This window comes from Enterobacter cloacae complex sp. P15RS (genome assembly GCF_014895905.1).
Classification (GTDB): domain Bacteria; phylum Pseudomonadota; class Gammaproteobacteria; order Enterobacterales; family Enterobacteriaceae; genus Enterobacter; species Enterobacter quasihormaechei.
Map to the genome: position 1 here is coordinate 272,200 of NZ_JADBQL010000016.1, position 25,372 is coordinate 297,571.

Here is a 25,372-nt window from a genome sequence, read left to right on the forward strand (position 1 = left end):
CCGGCAAAACTACGTAATCCTAACCTATCAGGCTGACTCCGCCAGAGCAATATCCTCGCGCGTCTCGATGCGCTCGTTGCCGTGATAAATGCGCGCGTGTTGCAGCCCCACAAACAGGCGTTCCCCCCGGTGTGGCGGCTCGTCGTCACGCATAACCACGGTCAGCGGCTCGGTATACCAGCCCAGCGGCTGAACGACCAACTGGGTGTAGTGACCTTTAGGGCTCGCTTCCAGCACCTGCACCGGGAGCGGTGAATCCAGGCTGGTACGGCGGCTGACGTCCACTTCCCACGGACGCAGGAACAGATCGACCGGCCCCTGATGCGCCGGGGTGTAGCCCAGCGGCCAGCGGTGCGCGCCAACGTGGAACTGACCGCCGCGTATGGTGCCCTGAAGACGGTTCACCTCGCCCATAAACTCCAGCACGAAGCGGGTCGCCGGTTCACGCCAGAGCTGCTCTGGCTCGTCAACCTGCTCAATGTTGCCCTGACTCATCACCACCACGCGGTCGGCCACTTCCATCGCCTCTTCCTGATCGTGGGTCACGAAAACGCTGGTGAACTGGAGTTCTTCATGCAGCTGACGCAGCCAGCGGCGCAGCTCTTTTCGCACCTGCGCATCCAGCGCGCCGAACGGTTCATCCAGCAGCAAGATTTGCGGCTCAACGGCCAACGCGCGCGCCAGCGCCACGCGCTGCTTCTGTCCACCTGAAAGCTGGGCCGGGAAACGGTCCGCCAGGTGAGCCAGCTGCACCATCTCCAGCAGTTTGGTCACTTTCGCTTTGATGGTGGCCGCATTCGGACGCTCACGACGCGGCAGTACGGTCAGGCCAAACGCGATGTTGTCGAATACCGTCATGTGGCGGAACAGAGCGTAATGCTGGAACACAAAGCCCACCTTACGGTCGCGGGCGTGCAGGCGGCTAACGTCCGTACCGTGGAAGCGGATATGTCCGCTGGTCTGATGTTCAAGCCCGGCGATAATACGCAGCAGCGTGGTTTTACCGGAGCCAGACGGCCCCAGCAGCGCCACCATTTGTCCGGAAGGGATATCCAGCGAGATATCATTCAGCACCTGGGTGCGACCAAAAGACTTCTTAATATTGGCAATCTCAATGCTCATGATTTCCCTCCTGATGCTGACGTTTTTCCTGATTCTCTAAACGCCACTGCACCACACTCTTTAAAAACAGGGTCAAAATCGCCATCAGCGTCAGCAACGCTGCGGCAGTAAAGGAACCGACGGTGTTGTAGTCCTGTTCCAGTAATTCAATCTGTAGCGGCAGCGACAGGGTTTCGCCGCGAATCGAGCCGGATACCACCGACACCGCGCCAAACTCACCAATCGCACGGGCGTTGGTCAGCACCACGCCGTAAAGCAGCGCCCAGCGGATATTCGGCAACGTCACGCGGCGGAACATCTGCCAGCCGGAGGCGCCCAGCAGCACGGCCGCTTCATCCTCATGGCTGCCCTGGCTTAACATCACCGGCACCAGCTCGCGCACCACGAACGGACAGGTCACAAAGACCGTCACCAGCACCATGCCCGGCCAGGCGAACATAATTTGCAGGTCATGTTCATCCAGCCAGCCGCCCAGCGGGCCGTTAGAGCCGTAAAACAGCAGATAGACCAGACCGGCCACCACCGGCGACACCGCAAACGGGATATCCAGCAGGGTCAGCAGCAGCTGACGCCCCGGGAAGTTAAAGCGGGTCACCAGCCAGGCCAGCAATACGCCAAACACCAGATTCACCGGAACGGTGATCAGGGCAATCATCACCGTCAGCCAGATGGCGTTGAGCATGTCCGGATCGGCCAGGTTTTGCAGCGCGGGCATAATCCCTTTGCTGAAAGCCTGAACGAAGATGTACACCATCGGCACAACGAGAATGAAGGCAGAGACCAGCACGCCCGTACCAATCAGAAACCATTTGCCCCAGTTGATGCGGGGCGCGTCATAGCGCTTCAATTGCGAAACTTCCGCCATCAGTGACCTACCACACGTCGACCAAAGCGACTTTGCAGAGTGTTAATCGAGAACAGTAGCAGCAGCGACGCGGCAAGGATCACCGAGGCAATCGCGCTCGCGGCCGGATAATCAAACTCCTGCAAACGGACAAAAATCATCAGCGAGGTCACTTCGGTTTTCCACGCGATGTTCCCGGCGATAAAAATGACCGCGCCAAATTCACCGAGGCTGCGGGTAAACGAGAGCGCAACACCCGCCAGCAGGGCCGGAGAAAGTTCCGGCAGCACAACCTTACGGAAACTCTGCCAGCGCGTGGCCCCCAGCGTTTCCGCGGCCTCTTCGTATTCGGGGCCTAACTCTTCCAGCACAGGCTGCACGGTACGCACCACAAACGGGATGCTGGTAAAGGCCATCGCCACCGCGATACCGAGCCAGGTATAGGTCACTTTGATATCAAACTTTGCCAGCCATTCGCCGTAGAAGCCGTTTACGGAGAACAGCGACGCCAGCGTCAAGCCGGCCACCGCCGTCGGCAGCGCAAACGGCAGATCCATCAGCGCGTCGAGCAGCGTACGGCCCGGGAAGCGATAGCGGGTTAAGATCCACGCCATCAGCAGGCCAAACACGCCGTTGAAAATCGAGGCCACGAACGCCGACAGCAGCGTGACCTTGTAGGCCGCCACCACCTGCGGGTTGGTGACCACTTCCCAGTACTGGGACCAGCTCATCTCAGAGAGCTGCACCACCAGCGCGCTGAGCGGCAACAGCAAAATCAGACAGACGAACAGCAGGCTGGTCCCGAGGCTTAAGGTAAAGCCCGGCAGCACGCGTCTGGAGGAGACTGCAAACATTACTTACGCCCCGCCGCCAGCAGTTTGTCTAACTCACCGCCGCTGGCAAAATGGGTTTTCATCACCTCAGGCCAGGCGCCGAAATGGTCTTCCACGCGAAACAGCGCGGTCTGCGGGAATTTATCCTTCAGCTTGTTCATTACGTCCGGATTGTTGACGCGGTAGTAATAGTCAGTAATCACCGTCTGCGCCTGCGGGCTGTACAGATAGTTGAGATAGGCTTTTGCGGCCTTTTCGGTGCCGTTAGCCTTAACGTTTTTATCCACCCACGCCACCGGGAACTCGGCCAGAATATTAGTTTTCGGGATAATGACCTCAAACCCCTGCGCTTCATACTGCTTGCGGATGTTGTTCACTTCGGATTCGAAGCTGATCAGCACGTCGCCCAGCCCGCGCTCGGCGAAGGTGGTGGTTGCGCCACGGCCGCCGGTATCAAACACCTCGACGTTTTTCAGGAACTGGGTCATAAACTGTTCGGTTTTCGCTTTATCGTTACCGTCAGCTTTGTCCGCCGCGCCCCACGCTGCCAGGTAGGTATAACGCGCGTTGCCGGAGGTTTTCGGGTTCGGGAAGATCAGTTTTACGTCAGAACGCACCAGATCGTTCCAGTCGTGAATGTTTTTCGGGTTGCCCTTGCGCACCAGGAAGCCCATGGTGGAGTAGAACGGTGAGCTGTTGTTCGGCAGGCGGCTTTGCCAGTCCGCCGGGATCAGCTTGCCTCTGTCGTGCAGGATCTGCACGTCCGTCACCTGGTTATAGGTCACCACATCCGCCTTCAGCCCCTGCAAAATGGCCAGCGCCTGTTTGGACGAGCCGGCGTGAGACTGTTTGATGGTCAGCTTGTCGCCGTTGTTTTCTTTCGCCCACTGCTGTTCGAAGGCGGGATTAAGGGCGGCAAACAGCTCGCGCGAAACATCATAAGAACTGTTCAGTAACTCAGTTGCCTGCGCCTGCGCCACCAGCAGTAAGCCTGCCAGTGCCAGCGATCCTTTTTTCAGTACAGTAACGGCCATTGCGCGCCCTTATAAATGTGATGACTATCTTATAGTCATAATATTTATAACGGAGTCTAAAGGAGTAACGGTTTTATATACCGTTTGGTGATTTGGAAGCAGAAAAGGGAATAAGGGGTGCGGGAGAAATTGCCGGGTGGCGCTAACGCTTACCCGGCCTATATGTGGAGTGCGTTTTACAGCGCCAGCAGGCGCTCAACGGACGGCGCAAAGTAATAACCGCCGGTGACCGGGCGGGTGAAGCGCAGCATGGCGTCGCGCTTGCCGTCGGTATCGCCAAACATGCTCAGCAGCTGCTGTTCAATGTTATAGAGGCGCGCGCAGTAGGCGCAGAAGTACAGGCCGTGCGTACCGCTCGCGGTGCCGTACGGCAGGCTCTGGCGAACAATCTTCAGCCCCTTACCGTCTTCTTTAAGATCAACGCGGGTCAGGTGGGACGTCACCGGACGCGCATCGCCATCAATCTCTTCATTGGCGTCTTTGGTGCGGCCAATCATCATCTCCTGGTCATGCACGCTCATGCGGTTAAGCTGCTTGAGGTTATGCTCCCAGCGCTGGACAAACACATAGCTGCCGCCCGCGTCCACGCCGTCCTTGATAACAGCCACGTCGCGACGCGTCTCTTCCCCGGCCGGGTTTTCGGTGCCGTCGACGAAGCCGCTTAAATCGCGCTCTTCCACCCAGCGGAAACCGTGGATTTCTTCCTGCACGTTAATGCTGTCACCAAAGGCCTCAATTGCTGCCTGAGCGACGGAGAAGTTCACGTCGTGGCGCAGGGAGAGAATGTGGATCAGCACGTCGTACTGGGTGGCTGGCGCGAGACCTTTACCATAAGGAATGAAGTCTTTCAGCTCTTCCGCGCCTTCGCCGCCGCTCAGCTGACGCCAGACGGTGTTGCCGAAGGCCACTACCGCGCCCAGATGGGCTTCCGGGAATTTGGCCTGGAAGGTGGCCAGTTTATCAACGAAAATTTTGCTGGCCCCGCGCAGGGCATCCACGTCCCCGTTGACGTTGGCTTCAATCCAAATCGCCGCGCGGCAATGTTCTGGCAAAATGCCACTCTGAACCTGAGACATCGCTCCTCCTGAAAAAAAGATGCCACGACAGCGTGGCATTGATGGCGGCTATTATACCCGGATTTCAGCGAGGCGGTTTGCTCAGGCGCAAATTACTGCTTCCAGATAATTTTGCTCACTTTCCACTTTTTCAGGGTGTCGTCAGACGGCATTAACCCTTCCGGACCGTTCCAGGTGCCGCTGAAAACGTAGCTGATGTGCTGGCTGCCTTCGGCCTTACACTCAACCGCGACGCTGTCATCCGACGGCGCGCTGGCGCAGTGGCCAAACGCTTTCTGATAGAGTTCGCCAAACGGCGTTCCCACCTTCACGCCACCCGAGGCTGGAATAGCCTCATCCATCACCGCGATGCGGTTTACCGTGCCTTTATCGCCGTTAATGACCATTGCCACCTTGTCGTCTTTCAACGCTTCGAAATAGCGCACGATGTTGCCGTTCTCGGTTTTCATGCCGCTGCGCAGGCGATAATCACCGCCGATGGCATCCTGAATGGCGTCCTGATCCAGTGCCGTCGAGGCGGTGATGTTGCCCACGCCCTGCTCGGTCACTTCCATTGAGGAGCCAAACCAGTTCCACGGATAGGCCGCAGACCAGTTGATGGAGGAGAGCGTGGAACAGCCGGTTAACGCCAGCGGGAGAGCGCATAAAAGTAAACGCAGCGATTTCATTGAGACGTCCTTACGTAGTAAATCAACGCTTGTTGGAGTGCGGTATCGGCAAAAAGTGCCGTGTTAATCTGACTCTTGCGTAAAACAGGCGCGTAAACGGGGGTTAGTAAGTAACCACAGCAGCGCGACAATATCCGCTACCACCAGCGCAATTCCGATACCGGAAAGCGGCTCGCCGTACAGCCAGAGCACGGGTTGCCAGACCAGGAGCACAACCTGCGCCAGGATCAGCAGCCAGCGAAGCGCGCGCCAGACGCGGGGAATAGCCTGCCGCCGTCCGCTGCACAGAAATGCCAGGACCGCCGGTACGCCGGGCAGCAACCCCAGCCAGAACGCATCGTGATCGGGATAAAAGAGATTCAGTAACGTATCGCCCTGCCCGCGCGACGCGCCAGCCATCACGAACAGCACCCAGGTTCTGGCCTGCAACAGCAGAACGCACCAGAACAAAAAAGGCAGACGCAGACGACCGTGAACATCATAGTCGCCGGGGTGGAACTCAGTACTCTTCATCTTCGATCAGGCGCTTACCCAGCGTCAGCACGTCCGCGTGCTCATAGCCCAGACGTTCATACATGCCCAGCACCACGTCGTTATCTTCCCGGACCATAATCTGGATTTTCGGGCAGCCACGGGCGATCAGCTTCTTTTCCAGACGGTTAAGCAGCGCGTTGGCGATGCCGCGTGCGCGATATTCCGGATGTACGCCCAGATAGTAGGCCGACCCGCGGTGGCCGTCATATCCGCCCATCACCGTCCCGACCACCTCGCCGTTGACCTCCGCGACCAGAAACAGACTGACGTCGTGATTCACCTTACGTTCGATATCCATTTCCGGATCGTTCCACGGACGCAGCAGATCGCAGCGCTCCCAAAGGGTGATCACCTCTTCGAAATCTTCCTGGCGAAAAATGCGTATCTCCATGGTATTAACCGCCTTTTCGGGTTTAAAAACAGTGATTATGGCGTGAACGCCGCGTTTAGCCAATAACCAGCGAAAATCGTCTAAAAATTTGGCATAATGTCACTTTGTCACGTATTGAAATGAAAAGTAAAACAATTCTCAATAAGGACTGTCGTAACGGTAAACACGATACGATATAACACCAGGACCTCATTTTTTAGTATTCAGGCCGCATGAGCACATTCAAACCATTAAAAGCACTCACATCGCGTCGTCAGGTTCTCAAAGCGGGGCTGGCGGCCTTAACGTTAACGGGCATCGCAAAGCAGGCTCAGGCAAAAGAAGAGAGCACGCTTAAAACCAGTAACGGACACAGCAAGCCGAAAACCAAAAAAGCCGGCGCAAAGCGTCTGGTCATGCTCGATCCGGGCCACGGCGGGATCGACACCGGCGCCATTGGCCGAAACGGTTCGAAAGAAAAACACGTCGTGCTGGCAATTGCAAAAAATGTGCGCGCAATTTTACGCAGCAACGGTATTGACGCCCGCCTGACGCGCACGGGCGACACGTTTATTCCGCTGTACGACCGCGTGGAAATCGCCCACAAGCACGGCGCCGACCTGTTTATGTCCATTCACGCGGATGGCTTCACAAACCCTTCCGCCGCCGGCGCGTCGGTGTTTGCGCTCTCCAACCGCGGCGCCAGTAGCGCCATGGCGAAATACCTTTCCGACCGCGAAAACCGCGCGGATGAAGTGGCCGGGAAAAAAGCGACCGACAAAGATCATCTGTTGCAGCAGGTGCTGTTCGACCTTGTGCAGACGGACACCATCAAAAACAGCCTGACGCTCGGCTCGCATATCCTCAAGCGGATCAAGCCCGTGCACCGTCTGCACAGTAAAAGCACCGAGCAGGCCGCGTTTGTGGTGCTGAAATCCCCGTCCATTCCGTCCGTGCTGGTTGAGACCTCGTTCATTACCAATCCGGAAGAAGAGCGCCTGCTCGGCACTAAGGCGTTTCGTCAGAAGATCGCAAACGCCATCGCCTCCGGGGTCATCAGTTATTTCAACTGGTTCGATAACCAAAAAGCGCACTCCAGGAAACGTTGATGAAACCCAATGCACAGCTGGTCAAAACCTTCCTGATGCAGTTGCAGGATGAAATTTGCCAGAAACTGACCGCCGCAGACGGCGATGAATTTCAGGAAGACGCCTGGCAGCGCGACGCGGGCGGCGGCGGGCGCAGCCGCGTGTTGCGTAACGGCGGCATTTTTGAACAGGCCGGCGTCAACTTCTCCCATGTACACGGCGAGGCAATGCCGGCATCCGCTACGGCGCATCGGCCCGAGCTGGCGGGGCGCAGCTTCGAGGCGATGGGCGTCTCGCTGGTGGTGCATCCGCATAACCCGTTTGTGCCGACCAGTCACGCCAACGTGCGTTTTTTCATCGCGGAAAAACCGGGAGCCGATCCGGTCTGGTGGTTTGGCGGCGGTTTTGACATGACTCCCTATTACGGCTTTGAAGAGGACGCCGTGCACTGGCACACCACCGCGCGCGACCTCTGCCTGCCGTTTGGCGAAGACGTTTACCCGAAATACAAAAAGTGGTGCGATGACTATTTCTATCTGAAGCACCGCGACGAGCAGCGCGGCATCGGCGGGCTGTTCTTTGACGATCTGAATACCCCGGATTTTGATACCGCGTTCAGCTTTATGCGCGCGGTGGGTGAAGGCTTTACCGACGCCTATCTGCCGATTGTCGAACGCCGCAAAAATACCGATTACGGGGTGCGCGAACGAGAGTTTCAGCTTTACCGCCGCGGGCGCTACGTAGAGTTCAACCTGGTGTGGGATCGCGGGACGCTGTTTGGCCTGCAAACCGGTGGACGCACGGAGTCCATTCTGATGTCGATGCCGCCGCTGGTGCGCTGGGAATACAGCTACGCGCCAAAAGAAGGCAGCCCGGAGGCTGCCTTGAGTGAGTTCCTTAAAGTACGCGACTGGATTTAACTGCCGGATGGCGCTGCGCTTATCCGGCCTACTCAATCCGTAGGTCGGGTAAGCAAACGCGTCCTTACAGCGGCTGCGTCTGTGCCTCAACCACCGCCAGCGCCACCATGTTCACGATACGACGCACGGAGGCAATCGGCGTTAACACATGCACCGGTTTTGACACCCCCATCAGTACCGGCCCTACGGTCACCCCTTCAGAACTCGATACGCGCAGCAGGTTGTAGCTGATACGCGCTGCTTCCACGTTCGGCATAATCAGCACGTTCGCCGAGCCTTTCAGCGGGCTGTCCGGCATGCGCTCGTTACGAATGCTCTCCACCAGCGCGGCATCGCCGTGCATCTCGCCGTCAATCATCAGCTCCGGCGCGCGTTCGCGCACCAGCTCCAGCGTCTGGCGCATCTTGCACGCCGCAGCGGATTTGGATGATCCGAAGTTAGAGTGCGACAGCAGCGCCACTTTTGGTTCGATACCAAAGCGGCGCACGGTTTCCGCCGCCATCACGGTGATCTCCGCCAGTTCGTCCGGGGTTGGATCGTCGTTAACGTAGGTATCGGCGATAAAGGTGTTACCGCTCGGCAGCAGCAGCGCGTTCATAGCTCCGGCAGTATGGACGCCCTCGCGATAGCCGAAGATCTCCTGCACCACGCTGAAATGCTCGTGGTATTCACCGATAGTGCCGCAGATCAGCGCATCTGCCTCACCGCGGTGAACCATGATCGCGCCGATCACCGTGGTATTGCTGATCACCGCCCGCTGCGCCTGCTCCTGGGTGATCCCGCGACGCTTCATGATCGAATAGTATTCGTTCCAGTACTCTTTGAAGCGCGGATCGGATTCGTTGTTAACGATCTCAAAGTCCACGCCCGGTTTAATTTGCAGGCCCAGCTTCTGAATACGCATCTCGATCACGCTCGGACGACCAATCAGGATCGGTTTCGCCAGCCCTAAAGTGATCAGCTCCTGCGTGGCGTGCAGCACGCGCGCCTCCTCCCCTTCCGCCAGCACCACGCGCTTCGCGTCGGCGCGCGCCTGGGAGAAGATCGGCTTCATAAACAGGTTGGTTTTGTAGACGAACTCGGTGAGCTTATCGACGTAGGCATCGAAATCGTCAATAGGACGCGTCGCTACGCCGGAGTCCATCGCCGCTTTGGCCACCGCTGGCGCAATCTTCACGATCAGACGCGGGTCAAACGGTTTTGGAATGATGTAGTCCGGACCGAAGCTCAGATCCTGATCGCCATAGGCGGAGGCGACCACTTCGCTCTGTTCGGCGTGCGCCAGCTCCGCGATGGCGTGAACGGCGGCCAGCTTCATCTCTTCGTTGATTGCCGTGGCGCCCACGTCCAGCGCGCCGCGGAAGATGAACGGGAAGCAGAGCACGTTGTTCACCTGGTTCGGATAGTCCGAACGGCCGGTGCAGATGATGGCGTCTTCACGCACCGCCTTCGCCAGCGGCGGCAGAATTTCCGGTTCCGGGTTCGCCAGCGCCAGGATCATTGGCGCACGCGCCATCTTCTGCACCATCTCCTGGGTCAGCACTTTCGGGCCTGAACAGCCGAGGAAGATATCCGCGCCGTCAATCACCTCCTCCAGCGTGCGCTTGCCGTCGTCTTCAACCGCGTAGGCCGCCTTGGTTTCCGCCATGTTCGGCTCGCGGTCTTTGTAGATCACGCCCTTGGAGTCGCAAACCACGATGTTGTGTTTCTGCATCCCCAGCGCCACCAGCAGGTTCATACAGGCGATAGCCGCGGCGCCCGCGCCGGAGACCACCATGCGCACGTCGGAGAGATTTTTCTCCACCACGCGCAGGCCGTTGAGAATGGCGGCGGTACTGATAATCGCCGTGCCGTGCTGGTCGTCATGGAACACGGGAATGTTCATACGCTCGCGCAGCTTCTGCTCGATATAGAAACATTCCGGCGCTTTGATATCTTCCAGGTTGATGCCGCCGAAGGTCGGCTCCAGCGCCGCCACCACGTTGATAAATTTATCCGGATCCAGCTCGTCCACTTCGATATCGAATACGTCGATACCGGCAAATTTCTTAAACAGCACGCCCTTGCCTTCCATCACCGGCTTACCGGCCAGCGCGCCGATATTACCTAACCCCAGCACCGCCGTACCGTTAGAGATCACCGCCACCAGGTTGCCGCGCGCGGTATATTTGTAGGCTGCCAGCGGATCTTTTTCGATTTCAAGGCACGGGGCAGCCACGCCCGGCGAGTAGGCCAGCGCCAGATCGCGCTGGGTCGCCAGCGGTTTGGTAGGGGAAACCTGGATTTTACCCGGAACAGGAAACTCGTGAAAATCGAGAGCGCTTTGTTTTAACTGATCATCCATCTTGTTATTCCTTTCACGTTTCGGTCAAAAAGGGTGATGTCGACGGTCCTGTGCACACCCTGGTGTGCCGCATAGTATCGCCGCAGGCAGGCTCCTAAACTTTGAAGGCTGCCAAACTCTCACCATTGCAGAATAAAAATTGTTATCAATTTATAACAGCCATGTTACCCGTCTCAGAGGGCAATGCCTCCCCCGTCTGCTATGCTTTTTTGTTAAGTCCATCATGATTTTCTCAGAAGTGTGAACTAACGCACTCGACTAACTCTTTTATTTCCAAGGAGTAATTATGAACCAGCTAGACGGCATCAAACAATTTACCACCGTGGTTGCAGACAGCGGCGACATCGAGTCGATTCGTCACTATCAGCCGGAAGACGCGACCACCAACCCCTCGCTGCTGCTCAAGGCGGCGGGGCTTGCGCACTTTAGTCATCTGATTGATGACGCCCTTGCCTACGGCAAACAGCGCGGGAAAACGCAGGAGCAGCAGGTCGCCGAAGCCAGCGACAAGCTGGCGGTCAATATCGGTGCGGAAATTCTTAAAAGCATTCCGGGACGCGTCTCCACCGAAGTGGACGCCCGGCTCTCGTTCGACCAGGAAAAGAGCATTAACAAGGCTCGCCGCCTGGTGGAGCTCTACCAGGAGCAGGGAATCGATAAGTCGCGCATTCTGATTAAGCTCGCGTCCACCTGGGAAGGTATCCGCGCGGCAGAAGTGCTGGAAAAAGAGGGGATCCACTGCAACCTGACGCTGCTGTTCTCGTTTGCCCAGGCGCGTGCCTGTGCCGAAGCGGGCGTGTTCCTGATCTCCCCGTTTGTCGGACGTATCTACGACTGGTATCAGGCGAAAAAGCCGATGGATCCGTACGTGGTGGACGAAGATCCGGGCGTAAAATCGGTGCGTAATATCTACGACTATTACAAGCAGCACCGCTATGAAACCATCGTGATGGGGGCCAGCTTCCGCCGCACCGAGCAGATCCTCGCGCTCGCGGGCTGCGACCGCCTGACTATCTCCCCTGACCTGCTGAAAAAGCTACAGGAGAGCGATGAAACGGTGATCCGCAAGCTGGTGCCAACCTCTACCGTGCTGCCAAAACCCAAAGCCATGACCGAAGCGGAATTCCGCTGGGAGCACAATCAGGATCCAATGGCCGTGGAAAAACTGGCGGACGGCATCCGTCAGTTTGCCGTCGACCAGCGCAAACTCGAAGATCTTCTTGCCGCCAAACTTTAACCTTGCCACGGAGTGAACTATGTCCCGTAAAGAGCTCGCCAACGCCATTCGCGCCCTCAGCATGGATGCCGTACAAAAAGCCAATTCCGGCCACCCTGGCGCCCCCATGGGGATGGCTGATATCGCTGAAGTGCTGTGGAACGACTTTCTGAAGCACAACCCCACTGACCCGACCTGGTATGACCGGGACCGTTTTATTCTCTCCAACGGTCACGCCTCAATGCTGCTCTACAGCCTGCTGCACCTTTCCGGCTACGACCTGCCGCTTGAGGAGTTAAAAAACTTCCGCCAGCTGCACTCCAAAACGCCGGGCCACCCGGAAATTGGCTATACGCCGGGCGTTGAAACGACCACCGGACCGCTGGGCCAGGGGCTGGCGAACGCCGTCGGCCTGGCAATTGCCGAACGTACGCTGGCCGCGCAGTTCAACCAGCCCGACCACGAGATTGTCGATCACTACACCTACGTCTTTATGGGCGACGGCTGTCTGATGGAGGGGATCTCCCACGAGGTCTGCTCTCTGGCGGGCACGCTGGGGCTGGGCAAGCTGATTGGCTTCTACGATCACAACGGCATCTCCATTGACGGAGAAACCGAGGGCTGGTTTACCGACGATACGGCGAAGCGCTTCGAGGCCTATCATTGGCACGTGGTGCACGAGATCGACGGCCACGATCCGGAAGCGGTGAAAAAAGCGATTCAGGAAGCGCAGAGCGTCAAGGATAAACCGTCCCTGATTATTTGCCGCACCACCATCGGCTTCGGCTCGCCGAACAAGGCGGGCAAAGAAGAGGCGCACGGCGCGGCGCTGGGTGAAGAGGAAGTGGCGCTGACCCGTCAGAAACTCGGCTGGAAACACCCGGCCTTTGAGATCCCAAAAGAGATCTACAGAGCCTGGGATGCGCGCGAGGACGGTGAGAAAGCGCAGCACGCGTGGAACGAAAAATTTGCCGCCTACAAAAAAGCGCACCCGGAGCTGGCCGCCGAGTTTACCCGCCGCATGAGCGGCGGCCTGCCGGAGGACTGGGAAGAAAAAACCCAGGCCCTGATTGAGAACCTGCAATCCAACCCGGCGAAAATCGCCACCCGTAAGGCGTCGCAGAATACCCTGAACGCCATTGGCCCGATCCTGCCCGAACTGCTGGGCGGCTCGGCGGACCTGGCGCCAAGCAACCTCACCATCTGGTCCGGCTCTAAATCCCTGAAGGAAGACATTGCCGGGAACTACATCCACTATGGCGTGCGCGAGTTCGGGATGACCGCTATTGCCAACGGCATCGCCCACCACGGCGGCTTCGTGCCGTACACCGCCACTTTCCTGATGTTTGTCGAATATGCCCGTAACGCGGCGCGTATGGCGGCACTGATGAAAGCACGGCAGATCATGGTGTATACCCACGACTCCATCGGACTGGGTGAAGATGGCCCGACGCACCAGGCGGTAGAGCAGCTGGCGAGCCTGCGGTTAACGCCAAACTTCAGCACCTGGCGTCCGTGCGATCAGGTTGAAGCGGCTGTGGGCTGGAAGCTGGCCGTTGAGCGCCATAACGGCCCTACGGCGCTGATCCTGTCGCGCCAGAACCTGGCGCAGATTGAGCGCACGCCAGAGCAGGTGAAAAATATCGCCCGCGGTGGATACATTCTGAAAGACAGCGGCGGCAAGCCGGACGTGATCCTGATTGCCACCGGTTCCGAAGTGGAAATCACCGTGAAAGCGGCGGAGAAGCTGACCGCCGAAGGTCACGCGGTGCGCGTCGTTTCTCTGCCTTCAACGGATATCTTTGATGCGCAGGATGAGGCGTACCGGGAATCGGTGCTGCCTTCGAACGTTGCAGCGCGCGTGGCGGTGGAGGCGGGTATTGCCGACTACTGGTATAAGTACGTGGGGCTGAAAGGGGCGATTGTGGGCATGCGGGGCTACGGCGAGTCCGCTCCGGCCGATAAACTGTTCCCGTACTTCGGCTTTACCGTTGAGAACGTAGTGGAGAAGGCGCTGAGCGTGCTGTAGTGCGCTCTGCGTTGCCGGGCCTGACCCGGCCTACAAATCGCCAAAACGTAGGCCGGGTAAGCGACAGCACCACCCGGCAAAACTACCTCGTGATCCACAGCGTGGGCCAGGCATCTGGCCCATTCCAGTTATCACAGCTTGGCTCTTCCGCGTAGCGCACCAGGCGGAAACGCTGGCCGTTAAAACGCCAGCGGGTCTGGATCCCACAGTCGCCAATCCCGCGTCCCAGCGCCAGCGTCGTCAGCTCGCGCGTTTTTTCATCGAAGCTGGCATTCATCAGCTCCATGTCGCTACTCTGGCTGGACGGGGTAAACGGCAGGCGCAATTTCACGCTCCTGGCCGCAAAGGGTTTTTTACGCGACACCAGCCACGCCAGATCGACGGTATTGTACGCCCCCGCCTCACAGCTGATGATCATCAGCGCTTTGTCATCGGTCAACGCGGTAACGCGCACTTCGCGTCGGTTCGGATCGAGGGAGCACTGGCTGTGGTTCATGCGCCAGGTACCGTAATCCAGCAGATCGTTCAGTTCGCGATGGGTCAGCGGCGTTGGCGTCGGGTTCACCACGGCCACCTTTTTTAAGGCGGGTGCAGGCGGCACGCTCAGCGGTGGACTGTCCCCTTTTTTAATCCATGCCGTTTCGCTGCCGACGCGTTTTTGCTGGGCGTCGATAAACAGCAGCGCAGCTTTCAGACCGGCCAGGGAGATCGTCTGCTTCCCGCCGCGCAGGGTCAGCGCCTGTCCTTCCTGAATGGTTTTCAGAAACGTGGTGATGGTGCCCGTATCGTCTGTTTTAAGGTGCCAGGGGGTTAACTGCCAGTGCTTCGACGTAAACGTAAGCGGAACATTGTCGAGCAGCAGGCGCGGGGCGATGTCAGGCTCTTTCACCGGAGGCGCAGAAAGCCCGCCGAGATCGATGCGCAGGCTGGCGTCCGTTTTGGCTCCCGCGCTGCGGCTCAGCGTCATGACCAGACCGCGATGCTCGCCGGTGTTTCGCGCCACGCAGAAATTCTGGTTGTTGCAGGTAACCTGCCAGTCAGAAAAAGACTGCTGCGCAGGTGCAGCCCACGCCAGAGGCGCAGGAAGCACGCAAATGAAGAAGAGAAGAAAAACGCAGTAGCGCATGAATGGCACAGCCCCGGAAAACGAAAAGGTCAATCTGGGGCGTATCTTCGTGCCCTGGACGGGCTGGCTCAATCGGATTTATCGGATAGATTTATCTGAAATACAACTTATCACGCTCGCGGCGCAGCGTTCATTAGCCCGCTGGTTTGCAGATACTGCAACAGGATCACCGCTTTACCGTCGCGGATCTCGCCGCGTTTCACCATGTCGACAGCCTGAGCAAAAGGCATCTCCAGGACTTCAATGTCTTCGTCATCCACGCCGCCGCCCCGGTGCGTGCGCTGGGCATCGGTGTATTCCGCAATGAAGAAGTGGACCAGCTCGGTGACGCCGCCAGGGGACATGAAAAGCTCAAAGACTTTTTGCACCGCACCCACTTCAAAACCCGTCTCCTCAATGGCCTCTTTGCGGATACACACTTCCGGCTCATCGTCATCAAGCAGGCCTGCGCAGGTTTCAATCAGACGTCCGTCCGCGTTGCCATTGACCCACGTGGCGATGCGAAACTGGCGGATCAGCACCACGCTCTGCTTTTCACGGTTATACAGCAAAATGGTTGCCCCGTTGCCCCGGTCGTAGACTTCGCGTTTGTGGCGAATGACGTCCCCGTTCTTGCGGGTCAGATCGTAAGTGATGTTACGCAGGACAAAGTAATTTTCAGAAAGGATTTTGTCTTTAATAACGCTAATGTTCAGGGACATACGGGCTCCACGGCAAAATGAGTCTGTTTATACTACGCCGTGAAGCCCGCTTTGTCGCCCGTCGGCGTTAATGTATGCTGCGCGGCGGCACGCCAAGCCAGTCCATGATCCCCTGCGCGGCGTGGCGCCCTTCCGCCATCGCGGTGACCACCAGATCCGCACCGCGCACCGCATCGCCGCCGGCAAAAATCTGCGGATTCGAGGTCTGGTAACGATAACGGCTTTCAACGGACGCCCTGATACGCCCCCGATCGTCGGTGTCGACGCCCTGTGCCTGAAGCCACGGCATGGCGTGCGGAGTAAACCCGAACGCCATGATGACCGCATCAGCAGGCATCACAAACTCGCTGCCCGCCACCGGGACAGGCCGCCGCCGTCCCTGCCCGTCCGGCTCGCCCAGCGCGGTGCGCAGCATTCGAACGCCGTTGACCTTGCCGTCGACATCCAGCGTAAGCTCAACCGGCTGAACGTTAAATTCAAACGCCGCGCCCTCTTCTTTCGCGTTTTTAACCTCTTTTTTGGAGCCCGGCATGTTGGCCTCGTCCCGCCGATAGGCGCAGGTCACTTTCGCCGCGCCGTGTCGAAGCGCGGTACGTACGCAGTCCATCGCCGTATCGCCCCCGCCCAGCACCACCACGTTTAATCCCTGCGTGTCGATAAACGGCGCGTCAGCGACGGGCTCAAGACCCATTACGTTCCGCGTGTTCGCCACTAAAAACGGCAGCGCGTCATACACGCCCGGCGCGTCCTCGTGGGGAATACCGGCTTTCATGGAGCGATAGGTGCCGACGCCGAGGAAAATGGCATCGTAGTCGTTTTGCAGCTGGGCCATCGACACGTCTTTCCCCACTTCGCAGTTCAGCTCGAAGCGGATACCCATCGCGCTGAATATCTCTCTGCGCCGCGCTAACAGGGATTTATCCAGCTTGAAGGCCGGAATGCCGAAGGTGAGCAAGCCGCCGATTTCCGGATGACGATCGTAGACCGTGACCTCGACGCCGCTGCGCACCAGTACGTCGGCGCAGGCCAGCCCTGCCGGACCGGCACCGATGATGGCGACGCGCTTACCGACCGGCATAACGTGGCTGACGTCCGGCATCCAGCCCGTCGCCAGCGCCCGATCCGAGATATACCGTTCGATATTGCCAATGGTCACCGCACCCGACGCATCCCGCAGGGTGCAGGCGCCTTCACATAATCGATCCTGTGGACAGACGCGCCCGGTAATTTCCGGTAAACAGTTGGTCTGATGAGAAAGCTCGGCCGCGCCGACGATGTCCCCCGCCCTGACCCGTTCAATCCACTGCGGAATGTGGTTATGCAGCGGGCAGGTCCACTCGCAAATGCTGTGCTCGCCGCATTTCAGGCACCGGGATGCCTCGCGGTGCGCCTGTTCCGGGCGAAACGGCAGGTAGATCTCGTTAAAATGGCGGGCGCGCACGTCGGGGCTGAGCTTGTCCGGTTCACCGCGCGCCGGGGTATTTTGCCTCTGCTGCCGTTTGGTTTGCGGGCGTTCTGCCTGAACCGCTTCGCTGTGCCACGGCTGCGCGTCCAGCCTTGCACTGCGCTCGCGCCGCGACTTCGCCAGGTTATCCAGCACCGCCGGGGTAGCCAGCGTGAGCACGTTTGCCGGGCAGTTTTCGACGCAGGCTGGCCCCTGCGGCCTTTCCAGGCAGAGGTCGCATTTATGCGCTGAGGCCTTCACGCGGTCGTTCTCCCGCGGGGTGACCAGCAAGTCCATCGTGCCAAACGGACAGGCCACCACGCAGGCTTTACAGCCAATGCATTTTTGTTGATTCACCTGTACGCTGTCGCTGTGTTGCGTGATAGCGCCGTTCGGGCAGCTTTGCGCGCAAGGCGCGTTTTCGCAGTGGTGGCAGGTGACGGGGCTAGTGCGGGTAGCGGAGGTAAGGACCGTAATGCGGGGATGAAAATGGCGCTCGCTCAGTACGTGCTGTTCCCCGTTGTGCGCCATCACACAGGCGACTTCGCAGGCGCGACAACCGATACACTCCTGACCGTTGGCCATAATAAAACGATTCATAACTACACCTGTTTTTGGTTCAATAACCTTATTCTTTATATTGTTATCGTATTTACCCACAGCGGCATGCCGACGCAATGTTCAAATGCCCAGGAAGCCGAACTATTTCCAGTGAACCTGTGGCAGATCAATTTTATTCAGGAAGCTGATGAGTGACCGTTAAACGCCCCGTTTCGGGAAGCCTGGCTCGGGCTTTCTTTTTGATGATTGTATTGTCCGTGTTAATCAGCGCCATTGCGCTGGTCACGCTCGCCAGCAGCCAGCGCGACGCCGAGGCGATTAACATCGCCGGATCGCTGCGCATGCAGAGCTACCGCCTGGGCTACGAGATGCAGCGCGCCAGCCCGTCGCTGGCAGAACACCGCGCGGTCTGGCAGATAACCCTGAGCGCACCTGCGTTGCAGAAGTTAAACCGCTGGTATGTGCCGGAGGACGTCAAGCAGCGTTACCGGCAGCTCCACCTTGCCTGGCAGGAGATGGATAAGCGCATCGCCAGCGGCGACACCGGGTGGTATCAGAACCACATTGAGGATTTCGTTGGCCGCATAGATGCCTTTGTGCTGGCGCTTCAGCACTACACCGAACATAAAATTCAGCTGGTCATTTTCATGTCGCTGACCGGCGGGCTGGGCATTTTGCTGCTGGCGCTATTAACCCTGCGGCGGATCCGGCGTCAGGTGGTGCTGCCGCTGAATAATCTGGTGGCGGCGAGCGAGCGTATCGAACAGGGGCAATTCGATACCCCCGCGCCGGATACCGCGCTGCCTAACGAACTGGGCCAGCTTTCCCGTGCCTTCAACCATATGTCGGCAGAACTGCACACCCTGTATCGTTCCCTTGAGCAGTCCGTTGCCGAGAAAACCCGCCATCTGAATGAAGCGCATCAGCAACTCGACATGCTGTTCAAATGCTCGCAGGCGCTGAATACCGGGCAGATAGACAGCCACTGCTTCCGGCATATGTTGCAGATTGTGCATGAATATACGCAGATGAATTATCTGCAATTGCGCACCAGCGACGACTGGCGGCTGTGCGAAGGGCAGGAAACACCGGGCGAGAAGATGCACACGTTACCGGTGTTAATGCAGGATACCCTGTATGGCGAACTGCGCTGGCAAAGCACGACGGGCGATGTGCCCCTGCCGCTAATGGAAAGCGTGGCGACGATGCTAGGCCGGGGGCTCTATTTCAATCAGGCGCAGAAGCACTATCAGCAACTGCTGCTGATGGAGGAGCGCGCCACCATTGCCCGCGAGCTGCACGATTCGCTGGCGCAGGTGCTCTCTTATTTGCGTATTCAGCTTACGCTGCTGAAGCATGCCGTGCCGGGCGACAATGCCCCCGCACAGACCATCATTACGGATTTCTCCCGCGAGCTGAATAACGCCTGGCATCAGCTACGCGAACTGCTCACCACCTTCCGTCTGACGCTCAATCACGCCAATCTTCCTGCCGCGCTACAGGAGTCTCTTGACGGGCTGCAAAGCCAGACCAGGGCGAAGCTGGTGCTTGACTGCCGCCTCTCGTCCCTGGCGCTGGACGCGCAAAAACAGGTGCACCTCTTACAGATTGTGCGTGAGGCGATGCTGAATGCGATTAAACATGCCGACGCGAGCGAGATCGTCGTCAGCTGCGTCACCGCTGCGGACGGCACGCACACGGTCACTATCCGCGACAACGGTATTGGCATCGGCGATGCCAGTGAACCGCCGGGGCATTATGGTCTGAACATCATGCGCGAACGCGCGGGACGGCTCGGCGGGACGCTAGGCTTTTCCCAGCCGCCGCAGGGCGGTACGCAGGTCAGCGTAACGTTCCGGACGCCTGCGGATCGGGCTGAAAAATAGCGAGAAAGCAGGCGCGCTGAAAAAAGCGCATGATAATTTACATTATCTCCTTTATTTCTCCACGTTTGGCCTGTGCCTTCCCGCTACAGTGTTGCGGGCAATATACAATAATGACGTGCTGCATAACGAGGTCACTTTTTCATGGCGAATTTTTTCATCGATCGCCCCATTTTTGCCTGGGTGCTTGCAATCCTGTTGTGTCTGACGGGTGTCCTGGCGATTACATCACTTCCCGTTGAGCAATACCCCGACCTCGCGCCCCCCAACGTGCGTATCACGGCGAACTACCCTGGCGCCTCGGCGCAGACGCTGGAAAATACCGTCACGCAGGTTATCGAGCAGAACATGACGGGTCTCGATAACCTGATGTACATGTCCTCGCAGAGCAGCGCCACGGGCCAGGCGACGGTCACCCTGAGCTTTACGGCGGGCACGGATCCCGATGAAGCGGTACAGCAGGTGCAAAACCAGCTGCAATCCGCCCTGCGCAAACTGCCTCAGGCGGTGCAGAACCAGGGGGTTACCGTCCGTAAAACCGGTGACACCAATATTTTGACCATCGCGTTCGTCTCAACCGACGGCTCGATGGATAAACAGGACATCGCGGACTACGTCGCCAGTAATATCCAGGATCCGCTCAGCCGCATCAACGGCGTGGGCGATATCGACGCCTACGGCTCGCAGTATTCCATGCGCATCTGGCTGGATCCCAACAAGCTGAACAGCGTGCAGATGACCGCCAAGGATGTCACCGACGCTATCGAATCGCAGAACGCACAGATTGCCGTGGGGCAGCTGGGCGGTACGCCCTCCGTGGATAACCAGGCGCTTAACGCCACCATCAACTCCCAGTCGCTGCTCCAGACGCCCGAACAGTTCCGCAATATCACGCTGCGCGTGAATCAGGACGGGTCGGAAGTGCGTCTGGGGGATGTCGCCACCGTGGAAATGGGGGCGGAAAAATATGACTACCTGAGCCGCTTTAACGGCAATGCCGCGTCCGGATTAGGGGTGAAGCTGGCCTCCGGTGCCAACGAAATGGCGACCGCGCAGCTGGTATTAGATCGTCTGGACGAGCTGTCGCACTACTTCCCGCACGGCCTGGAGTATAAAGTCGCCTACGAAACCACCTCGTTCGTTAAGGCCTCTATCGAAGACGTGGTGAAAACCCTGCTCGAAGCCATCGCGCTGGTGTTCCTCGTGATGTACCTGTTCCTGCAAAACTTCCGCGCCACGCTGATCCCCACTATTGCGGTGCCGGTGGTGCTGCTGGGAACCTTTGCGGTGCTGTATGCCTTTGGCTACAGCATCAACACCCTGACCATGTTCGCCATGGTGCTGGCCATCGGCCTGCTGGTGGATGATGCCATCGTGGTGGTGGAAAACGTCGAGCGCATTATGAGCGAGGAAGGGCTTTCGCCCCGCGAGGCCACGCGCAAGTCGATGGGGCAAATTCAGGGTGCGCTGGTCGGTATCGCCATGGTGCTGTCGGCGGTATTTATCCCGATGGCTTTTTTTGGCGGCACCACGGGCGCGATTTATCGCCAGTTCTCGATCACCATCGTCTCCGCGATGGTGCTCTCGGTGCTGGTGGCGATGATCCTCACCCCTGCCCTTTGCGCGACGCTGCTCAAGCCGCTGCACAAGGGTGAGCATCACGGTCAAAAAGGCTTTTTCGGCTGGTTTAACCGCATGTTCAACCGTAATGCGGCGCGCTATGAAGCGGGCGTGGGCAAGGTGCTGCACCGCAGCATGCGCTGGATGGTGGTGTATGTCCTGCTGCTTGGCGGCATGGTCTTCTTATTCCTGCGGCTGCCCACCTCCTTCCTGCCGCTGGAAGATCGCGGCATGTTTATCACCTCCGTGCAGTTACCGAGCGGCTCGACCCAACAGCAAACCCTGAAGGTGGTGGAAAAGGTTGAGAACTACTTCCATACCCAGGAAAAAGATAACGTGGTCTCCGTTTTCTCTACCGTCGGCTCTGGCCCTGGCGGTAACGGGCAAAACGTGGCGCGCATGTTTGTGCGCCTGAAAGACTGGGATCAGCGCGACAGCGAAACCGGCTCCTCCTTTGCCATCATTGAGCGCGCAACCAAAGCGTTCAACAAAATCAAGGAAGCGCGCGTTTTCGCCAGCAGTCCGCCCGCCATCAGCGGTCTGGGCAGTTCAGCCGGGTTTGATATGGAGCTTCAGGACCACGCGGGAGCCGGGCACGATGCGTTAATGGCGGCTCGCGATAAACTGCTGGAGCTGGCCGGGAACGATCCGCAGCTTACGCGCGTTCGTCATAACGGTCTGGATGACAGCCCTCAGCTACAGGTGGATATTGACCAGCGTAAAGCGCAGGCGCTGGGCGTTTCCATCGACGACATTAACGACACCCTGCAAACGGCATGGGGCTCAAGCTACGTAAATGACTTTATGGATCGTGGCCGCGTGAAGAAGGTCTACGTTCAGTCCGCCGCCAAATACCGCATGCTGCCGGACGATATTAACCGCTGGTATGTGCGCAATAACACCGGCGGTATGGTGCCGTTCTCGGCGTTCGCAACGTCGCGCTGGGAGACCGGATCGCCGCGTCTGGAGCGCTATAACGGCTATTCGGCGCTGGAGATTGTCGGGGAAGCCGCGCCGGGCGTCAGTACCGGTACTGCAATGGACATTATGGAAAAGCTGGTTCAGCAATTGCCGACCGGTTTTGGCCTGGAGTGGACGGCGATGTCCTACCAGGAACGGCTTTCCGGTGCGCAGGCGCCTGCCCTGTATGCTCTTTCGCTGCTGGTGGTCTTCCTCTGCCTGGCGGCACTGTATGAGAGCTGGTCAGTGCCGTTCTCGGTGATGCTGGTGGTGCCGCTCGGGGTTATCGGCGCGCTGCTGGCCACCTGGATGCGCGGCCTGGAAAACGATGTCTATTTCCAGGTCGGGCTCCTCACCGTTATCGGATTGTCGGCGAAGAACGCCATTCTGATCGTCGAATTTGCCAACGAGATGAATGCCAAAGGCCACGAGCTGATGGCCGCCACGCTGCACGCCTGCCGTCAGCGCCTGCGCCCGATCCTGATGACGTCTCTGGCGTTTGTGTTCGGCGTCCTGCCGATGGCCACCAGCTCCGGCGCAGGCTCCAGCAGCCAGCACGCGGTGGGAACAGGCGTCATGGGGGGAATGATTTCCGCGACGATTCTGGCGATCTATTTCGTCCCGCTGTTCTTCGTGCTGGTACGCCGCCGTTTCCCGCTGAAGGATAAGCCGGAATAACCCGTTGAAATAAAAAAGGCGGCTTTATCGGCCGCCTTTTTATTGTGTGATGTTTTCACACTATGGTTATTTTAGTTAATTAAGTGCTCTTGCAATTCTGACCGGAATTTATTTACGAAGCATGCCTTCGATAAAATCTTTCCAGTTCCCCATTTCACGTTCAATCATAACAACCTCTCTTATTATTATGCGCATTCTACGAAAACGTATCATCATTGTGAAGCCACTTTATCCGATTGCTGTGATTGCGCCCCGCTATGTGGGTGGGTTTAAGATCACTATGAGCGTTGCCGGATAAATTTTATGTGACCTACAGCAATATTTTGAAATAGTCAGAAAAATGACAGCATTTTAAATTTCTCTCTGAGTTTATTGGTTATTTAAACAGGATGGACAACTATGCTTAAAAGATGAAAGACTATTCAGCTTACAGCTGTTCGTTGAATTATGGAGAATTGTAAATCACGAAAAATTCCGAATGTGGTATATTCCACTTAAGGATATATCTTCGAAAATATTGAACATTTAATCCACAAAACAACAAAAGGATTCACCATGGTTGTGATGTACGGCATTAAGAATTGCGACACGATCAAAAAAGCCCGCCGCTGGCTGGAAGCCCACAGCATTGACTATCGCTTCCACGATTACCGTGCCGACGGGCTTGACCCGGCGTTTCTCCATTCCGCCATCAACGAGCTGGGCTGGGAAGCGCTGCTGAATACCCGCGGGACCACCTGGCGTAAGCTGGATGAAGCTCTCCGGGCCACGATCGACAACGCCGACAGCGCCGCCAAACTGATGCTTGAAATGCCGGCAATCATCAAACGCCCATTGCTCTGCAAGCCAGGTCAGCCTATGCTGCTGGGTTTCAGTGAAACCCTTTATTCAGATTTTTTCGTTGAGGTGTAGTCTATGTCATGCCCGGTCATTGAGCTGACTCAGCAGCTTATTCGCCGTCCTTCCCTTAGCCCGGACGACGCAGGTTGTCAGGCACTAATGATTGAGCGCCTGCGTGCCATCGGTTTTACTGTGGAACCCATGGATTTTGGCGATACGCAGAACTTCTGGGCCTGGCGCGGTCAGGGGGAGACGCTGGCGTTTGCCGGACATACCGACGTGGTTCCTGCGGGTGACGCAGACCGCTGGATCAACCCGCCTTTTGAGCCGACCATCCGCGACGGTATGCTGTTTGGACGCGGCGCGGCGGACATGAAAGGTTCCCTGGCCGCGATGGTTGTGGCGGCAGAGCGCTTCGTTGCCCAGCATCCAAATCATAAAAACCGTCTTGCGTTTCTCATCACCTCTGATGAAGAAGCCAGTGCCCACAACGGCACCGTGAAGGTCGTTGAGGCGCTGATGGCGCGCAACGAACGCCTGGACTACTGCCTGGTGGGCGAACCGTCCAGCACCGAAGTGGTGGGCGACGTAGTGAAAAATGGCCGCCGTGGCTCACTGACCTGTAATTTGACCCTACATGGCGTGCAGGGCCACGTTGCTTATCCTCACCTGGCGGATAACCCGGTACACCGCGCAGCGCCGATGCTGAACGAGCTGGTGGGCATTGAGTGGGACAAAGGTAACGAATTCTTCCCGCCCACCAGCATGCAGATTGCCAACATCAAGGCCGGCACCGGCAGCAACAACGTCATTCCCGGCGATCTCTTCGTCCAGTTTAACTTCCGCTTCAGCACCGAGCTGACCGACGAAACGATCAAAGCACGCGTGGTTGCGCTGCTGGAGAAATATCAGCTGCGCTATACCATTGACTGGTGGCTTTCCGGGCAGCCGTTCCTGACGCAGCGCGGTAAACTGGTGGATGCGGTGGTGAACGCCATTGCGCACTATAATGAGATTAAGCCACAGCTGCTGACGACGGGCGGCACGTCTGACGGACGCTTTATCGCCCGCATGGGTGCACAGGTTGTCGAACTGGGCCCGGTTAACGCGACGATTCACAAAATCAACGAGTGTGTGAACGCAGCGGATTTACAACTGCTGGCCCGCATGTATCAACGTATTATGGAGCAGCTCGTCGCCTGACGGGTGCTTACAGAGGATTAGCGAATGGACTGGCTTTCAAAGTACTGGTGGATTCTGGTGTTGGTGTTTCTGGTAGGCGTGCTGCTTAACGTGATCAAAGATCTCAAGCGCGTTGACCATAAAAAGTTCCTTGCCAACAAGCCGGATCTTCCGCCACATCGTGATTTTAACGACAAGTGGGACGATGAAGACGACTGGCCGAAGAAGGACCAGAAGAAGTAATTGTGCACACCCCTCACCCTGACCCTCGCCCCTCTGGGGAGAGGGGCTGGGGGTGA

22 protein-coding genes are annotated in these 25,372 nt (G+C 57.9%); 9 read left to right on the plus strand and 13 right to left on the minus strand.

Features of this window, described 5'->3' with window-relative positions:
- Nucleotides 1–27 precede the first annotated feature (27 nt).
- The 8 genes from cysA to IM267_RS11420 form a co-directional block, all read right to left on the minus strand.
- Nucleotides 28–1,122 (minus strand): sulfate/thiosulfate ABC transporter ATP-binding protein CysA, encoded by a 1,095-nt coding sequence (cysA, locus tag IM267_RS11385; protein WP_063868097.1) that lies wholly within the window; start codon nt 1,120–1,122, stop codon nt 28–30.
- Nucleotides 1,112–1,987: a sulfate/thiosulfate ABC transporter permease CysW gene (gene cysW, locus IM267_RS11390; protein ID WP_193033422.1), complete on the minus strand. Its 876-nt coding sequence runs from the start codon at nt 1,985–1,987 to the stop codon at nt 1,112–1,114. The genes cysA and cysW overlap by 11 nt, the downstream gene beginning before the upstream one ends.
- Nucleotides 1,987–2,820, minus strand: coding sequence for a sulfate/thiosulfate ABC transporter permease CysT (gene cysT, locus IM267_RS11395; RefSeq protein WP_107533459.1), 834 nt, complete (start codon nt 2,818–2,820; stop codon nt 1,987–1,989). Before cysT ends, cysW begins: the two co-directional genes overlap by 1 nt.
- Complete coding sequence (locus IM267_RS11400; RefSeq protein ID WP_063450461.1) at nt 2,820–3,833, minus strand: sulfate ABC transporter substrate-binding protein; 1,014 nt, start codon at nt 3,831–3,833, stop codon at nt 2,820–2,822. The genes cysT and IM267_RS11400 overlap by 1 nt, the downstream gene beginning before the upstream one ends.
- 176 nt (nt 3,834–4,009) lie before the next feature.
- The gene (locus IM267_RS11405; protein ID WP_063450462.1) at nt 4,010–4,909 is read right to left on the minus strand and encodes a Dyp-type peroxidase; all 900 of its coding nucleotides are present in this window, start codon (nt 4,907–4,909) and stop codon (nt 4,010–4,012) included.
- A gap of 92 nt (nt 4,910–5,001) precedes the next feature.
- Entirely contained in the window at nt 5,002–5,577 is a 576-nt protein-coding gene (locus IM267_RS11410) for an RpoE-regulated lipoprotein (RefSeq protein ID WP_063868091.1), read from the minus strand.
- A gap of 63 nt (nt 5,578–5,640) precedes the next feature.
- Nucleotides 5,641–6,090, minus strand: a complete 450-nt coding sequence (locus IM267_RS11415) for a DUF2919 domain-containing protein (protein WP_107533460.1) — start codon at nt 6,088–6,090, stop codon at nt 5,641–5,643.
- Nucleotides 6,077–6,502: a GNAT family acetyltransferase gene (locus IM267_RS11420; RefSeq protein ID WP_193033423.1), complete on the minus strand. Its 426-nt coding sequence runs from the start codon at nt 6,500–6,502 to the stop codon at nt 6,077–6,079. The genes IM267_RS11415 and IM267_RS11420 overlap by 14 nt, the downstream gene beginning before the upstream one ends.
- 212 nt (nt 6,503–6,714) lie before the next feature.
- Here IM267_RS11420 and amiA point away from each other — a divergent pair, with 212 nt between their 5' ends.
- Both amiA and hemF read left to right on the plus strand, forming a co-directional pair.
- Nucleotides 6,715–7,590 carry an N-acetylmuramoyl-L-alanine amidase AmiA gene (gene amiA, locus IM267_RS11425; protein WP_023314619.1) on the plus strand — a complete coding sequence of 292 codons (876 nt, stop codon included), beginning with the start codon at nt 6,715–6,717 and terminating at the stop codon, nt 7,588–7,590.
- Nucleotides 7,590–8,489, plus strand: a complete 900-nt coding sequence (gene hemF / locus IM267_RS11430; protein WP_193033424.1) for an oxygen-dependent coproporphyrinogen oxidase — start codon at nt 7,590–7,592, stop codon at nt 8,487–8,489. The genes amiA and hemF overlap by 1 nt, the downstream gene beginning before the upstream one ends.
- A 64-nt stretch (nt 8,490–8,553) precedes the next feature.
- Here the strand turns inward: hemF and maeB are convergent, their stop codons facing one another.
- Complete coding sequence (maeB, locus tag IM267_RS11435; RefSeq protein WP_102751463.1) at nt 8,554–10,833, minus strand: NADP-dependent oxaloacetate-decarboxylating malate dehydrogenase; 2,280 nt, start codon at nt 10,831–10,833, stop codon at nt 8,554–8,556.
- Nucleotides 10,834–11,119: 286 nt separating this feature from the next.
- Here maeB and tal point away from each other — a divergent pair, with 286 nt between their 5' ends.
- Together tal and tkt are read left to right on the plus strand one after the other, a co-directional pair.
- Complete coding sequence (tal, locus tag IM267_RS11440; protein WP_193033425.1) at nt 11,120–12,070, plus strand: transaldolase; 951 nt, start codon at nt 11,120–11,122, stop codon at nt 12,068–12,070.
- 19 nt (nt 12,071–12,089) lie between these two features.
- A complete protein-coding gene (tkt, locus tag IM267_RS11445; protein WP_063868084.1) occupies nt 12,090–14,078 on the plus strand; it encodes a transketolase in 1,989 nt (662 codons plus the stop codon).
- Between the two features lie 82 nt (nt 14,079–14,160).
- On the opposite strand, the gene IM267_RS11450 is transcribed toward tkt, so the two are convergent.
- The 3 genes from IM267_RS11450 to aegA form a co-directional block, all read right to left on the minus strand.
- Complete coding sequence (locus tag IM267_RS11450) at nt 14,161–15,204, minus strand: DUF1176 domain-containing protein (protein ID WP_063868082.1); 1,044 nt, start codon at nt 15,202–15,204, stop codon at nt 14,161–14,163.
- A 110-nt stretch (nt 15,205–15,314) separates the two neighbouring features.
- On the minus strand, nt 15,315–15,905 hold the full coding sequence (nudK, locus tag IM267_RS11455; RefSeq protein ID WP_193033426.1) for a GDP-mannose pyrophosphatase NudK: 591 nt from the start codon (nt 15,903–15,905) through the stop codon (nt 15,315–15,317).
- Between the two features lie 67 nt (nt 15,906–15,972).
- Nucleotides 15,973–17,949 carry a formate-dependent uric acid utilization protein AegA gene (aegA, locus tag IM267_RS11460; RefSeq protein ID WP_193033427.1) on the minus strand — a complete coding sequence of 659 codons (1,977 nt, stop codon included), beginning with the start codon at nt 17,947–17,949 and terminating at the stop codon, nt 15,973–15,975.
- Between the two features lie 152 nt (nt 17,950–18,101).
- On the opposite strand from aegA, the gene narQ reads away from it, so the two are divergent.
- Together narQ and acrD are read left to right on the plus strand one after the other, a co-directional pair.
- Nucleotides 18,102–19,796, plus strand: coding sequence for a nitrate/nitrite two-component system sensor histidine kinase NarQ (gene narQ, locus IM267_RS11465; RefSeq protein ID WP_193033428.1), 1,695 nt, complete (start codon nt 18,102–18,104; stop codon nt 19,794–19,796).
- A 141-nt stretch (nt 19,797–19,937) separates the two neighbouring features.
- Nucleotides 19,938–23,051, plus strand: a complete 3,114-nt coding sequence (gene acrD / locus IM267_RS11470) for a multidrug efflux RND transporter permease AcrD (RefSeq protein WP_063868071.1) — start codon at nt 19,938–19,940, stop codon at nt 23,049–23,051.
- Nucleotides 23,052–23,159: 108 nt separating this feature from the next.
- Here the strand turns inward: acrD and ypfM are convergent, their stop codons facing one another.
- On the minus strand, nt 23,160–23,219 hold the full coding sequence (gene ypfM, locus IM267_RS11475; protein WP_102751470.1) for a protein YpfM: 60 nt from the start codon (nt 23,217–23,219) through the stop codon (nt 23,160–23,162).
- Between the two features lie 387 nt (nt 23,220–23,606).
- Here ypfM and IM267_RS11480 point away from each other — a divergent pair, with 387 nt between their 5' ends.
- The 3 genes from IM267_RS11480 to IM267_RS11490 are packed head-to-tail and all read left to right on the plus strand — an operon-like array spanning nt 23,607 to nt 25,316.
- Entirely contained in the window at nt 23,607–23,963 is a 357-nt protein-coding gene (locus tag IM267_RS11480; RefSeq protein WP_112791607.1) for an ArsC family reductase, read from the plus strand.
- A 3-nt stretch (nt 23,964–23,966) separates the two neighbouring features.
- Complete coding sequence (gene dapE / locus IM267_RS11485; RefSeq protein WP_063450476.1) at nt 23,967–25,094, plus strand: succinyl-diaminopimelate desuccinylase; 1,128 nt, start codon at nt 23,967–23,969, stop codon at nt 25,092–25,094.
- Between the two features lie 24 nt (nt 25,095–25,118).
- Nucleotides 25,119–25,316, plus strand: coding sequence for a YpfN family protein (locus IM267_RS11490; RefSeq protein WP_000383991.1), 198 nt, complete (start codon nt 25,119–25,121; stop codon nt 25,314–25,316).
- Nucleotides 25,317–25,372: the final 56 nt, after the last annotated feature.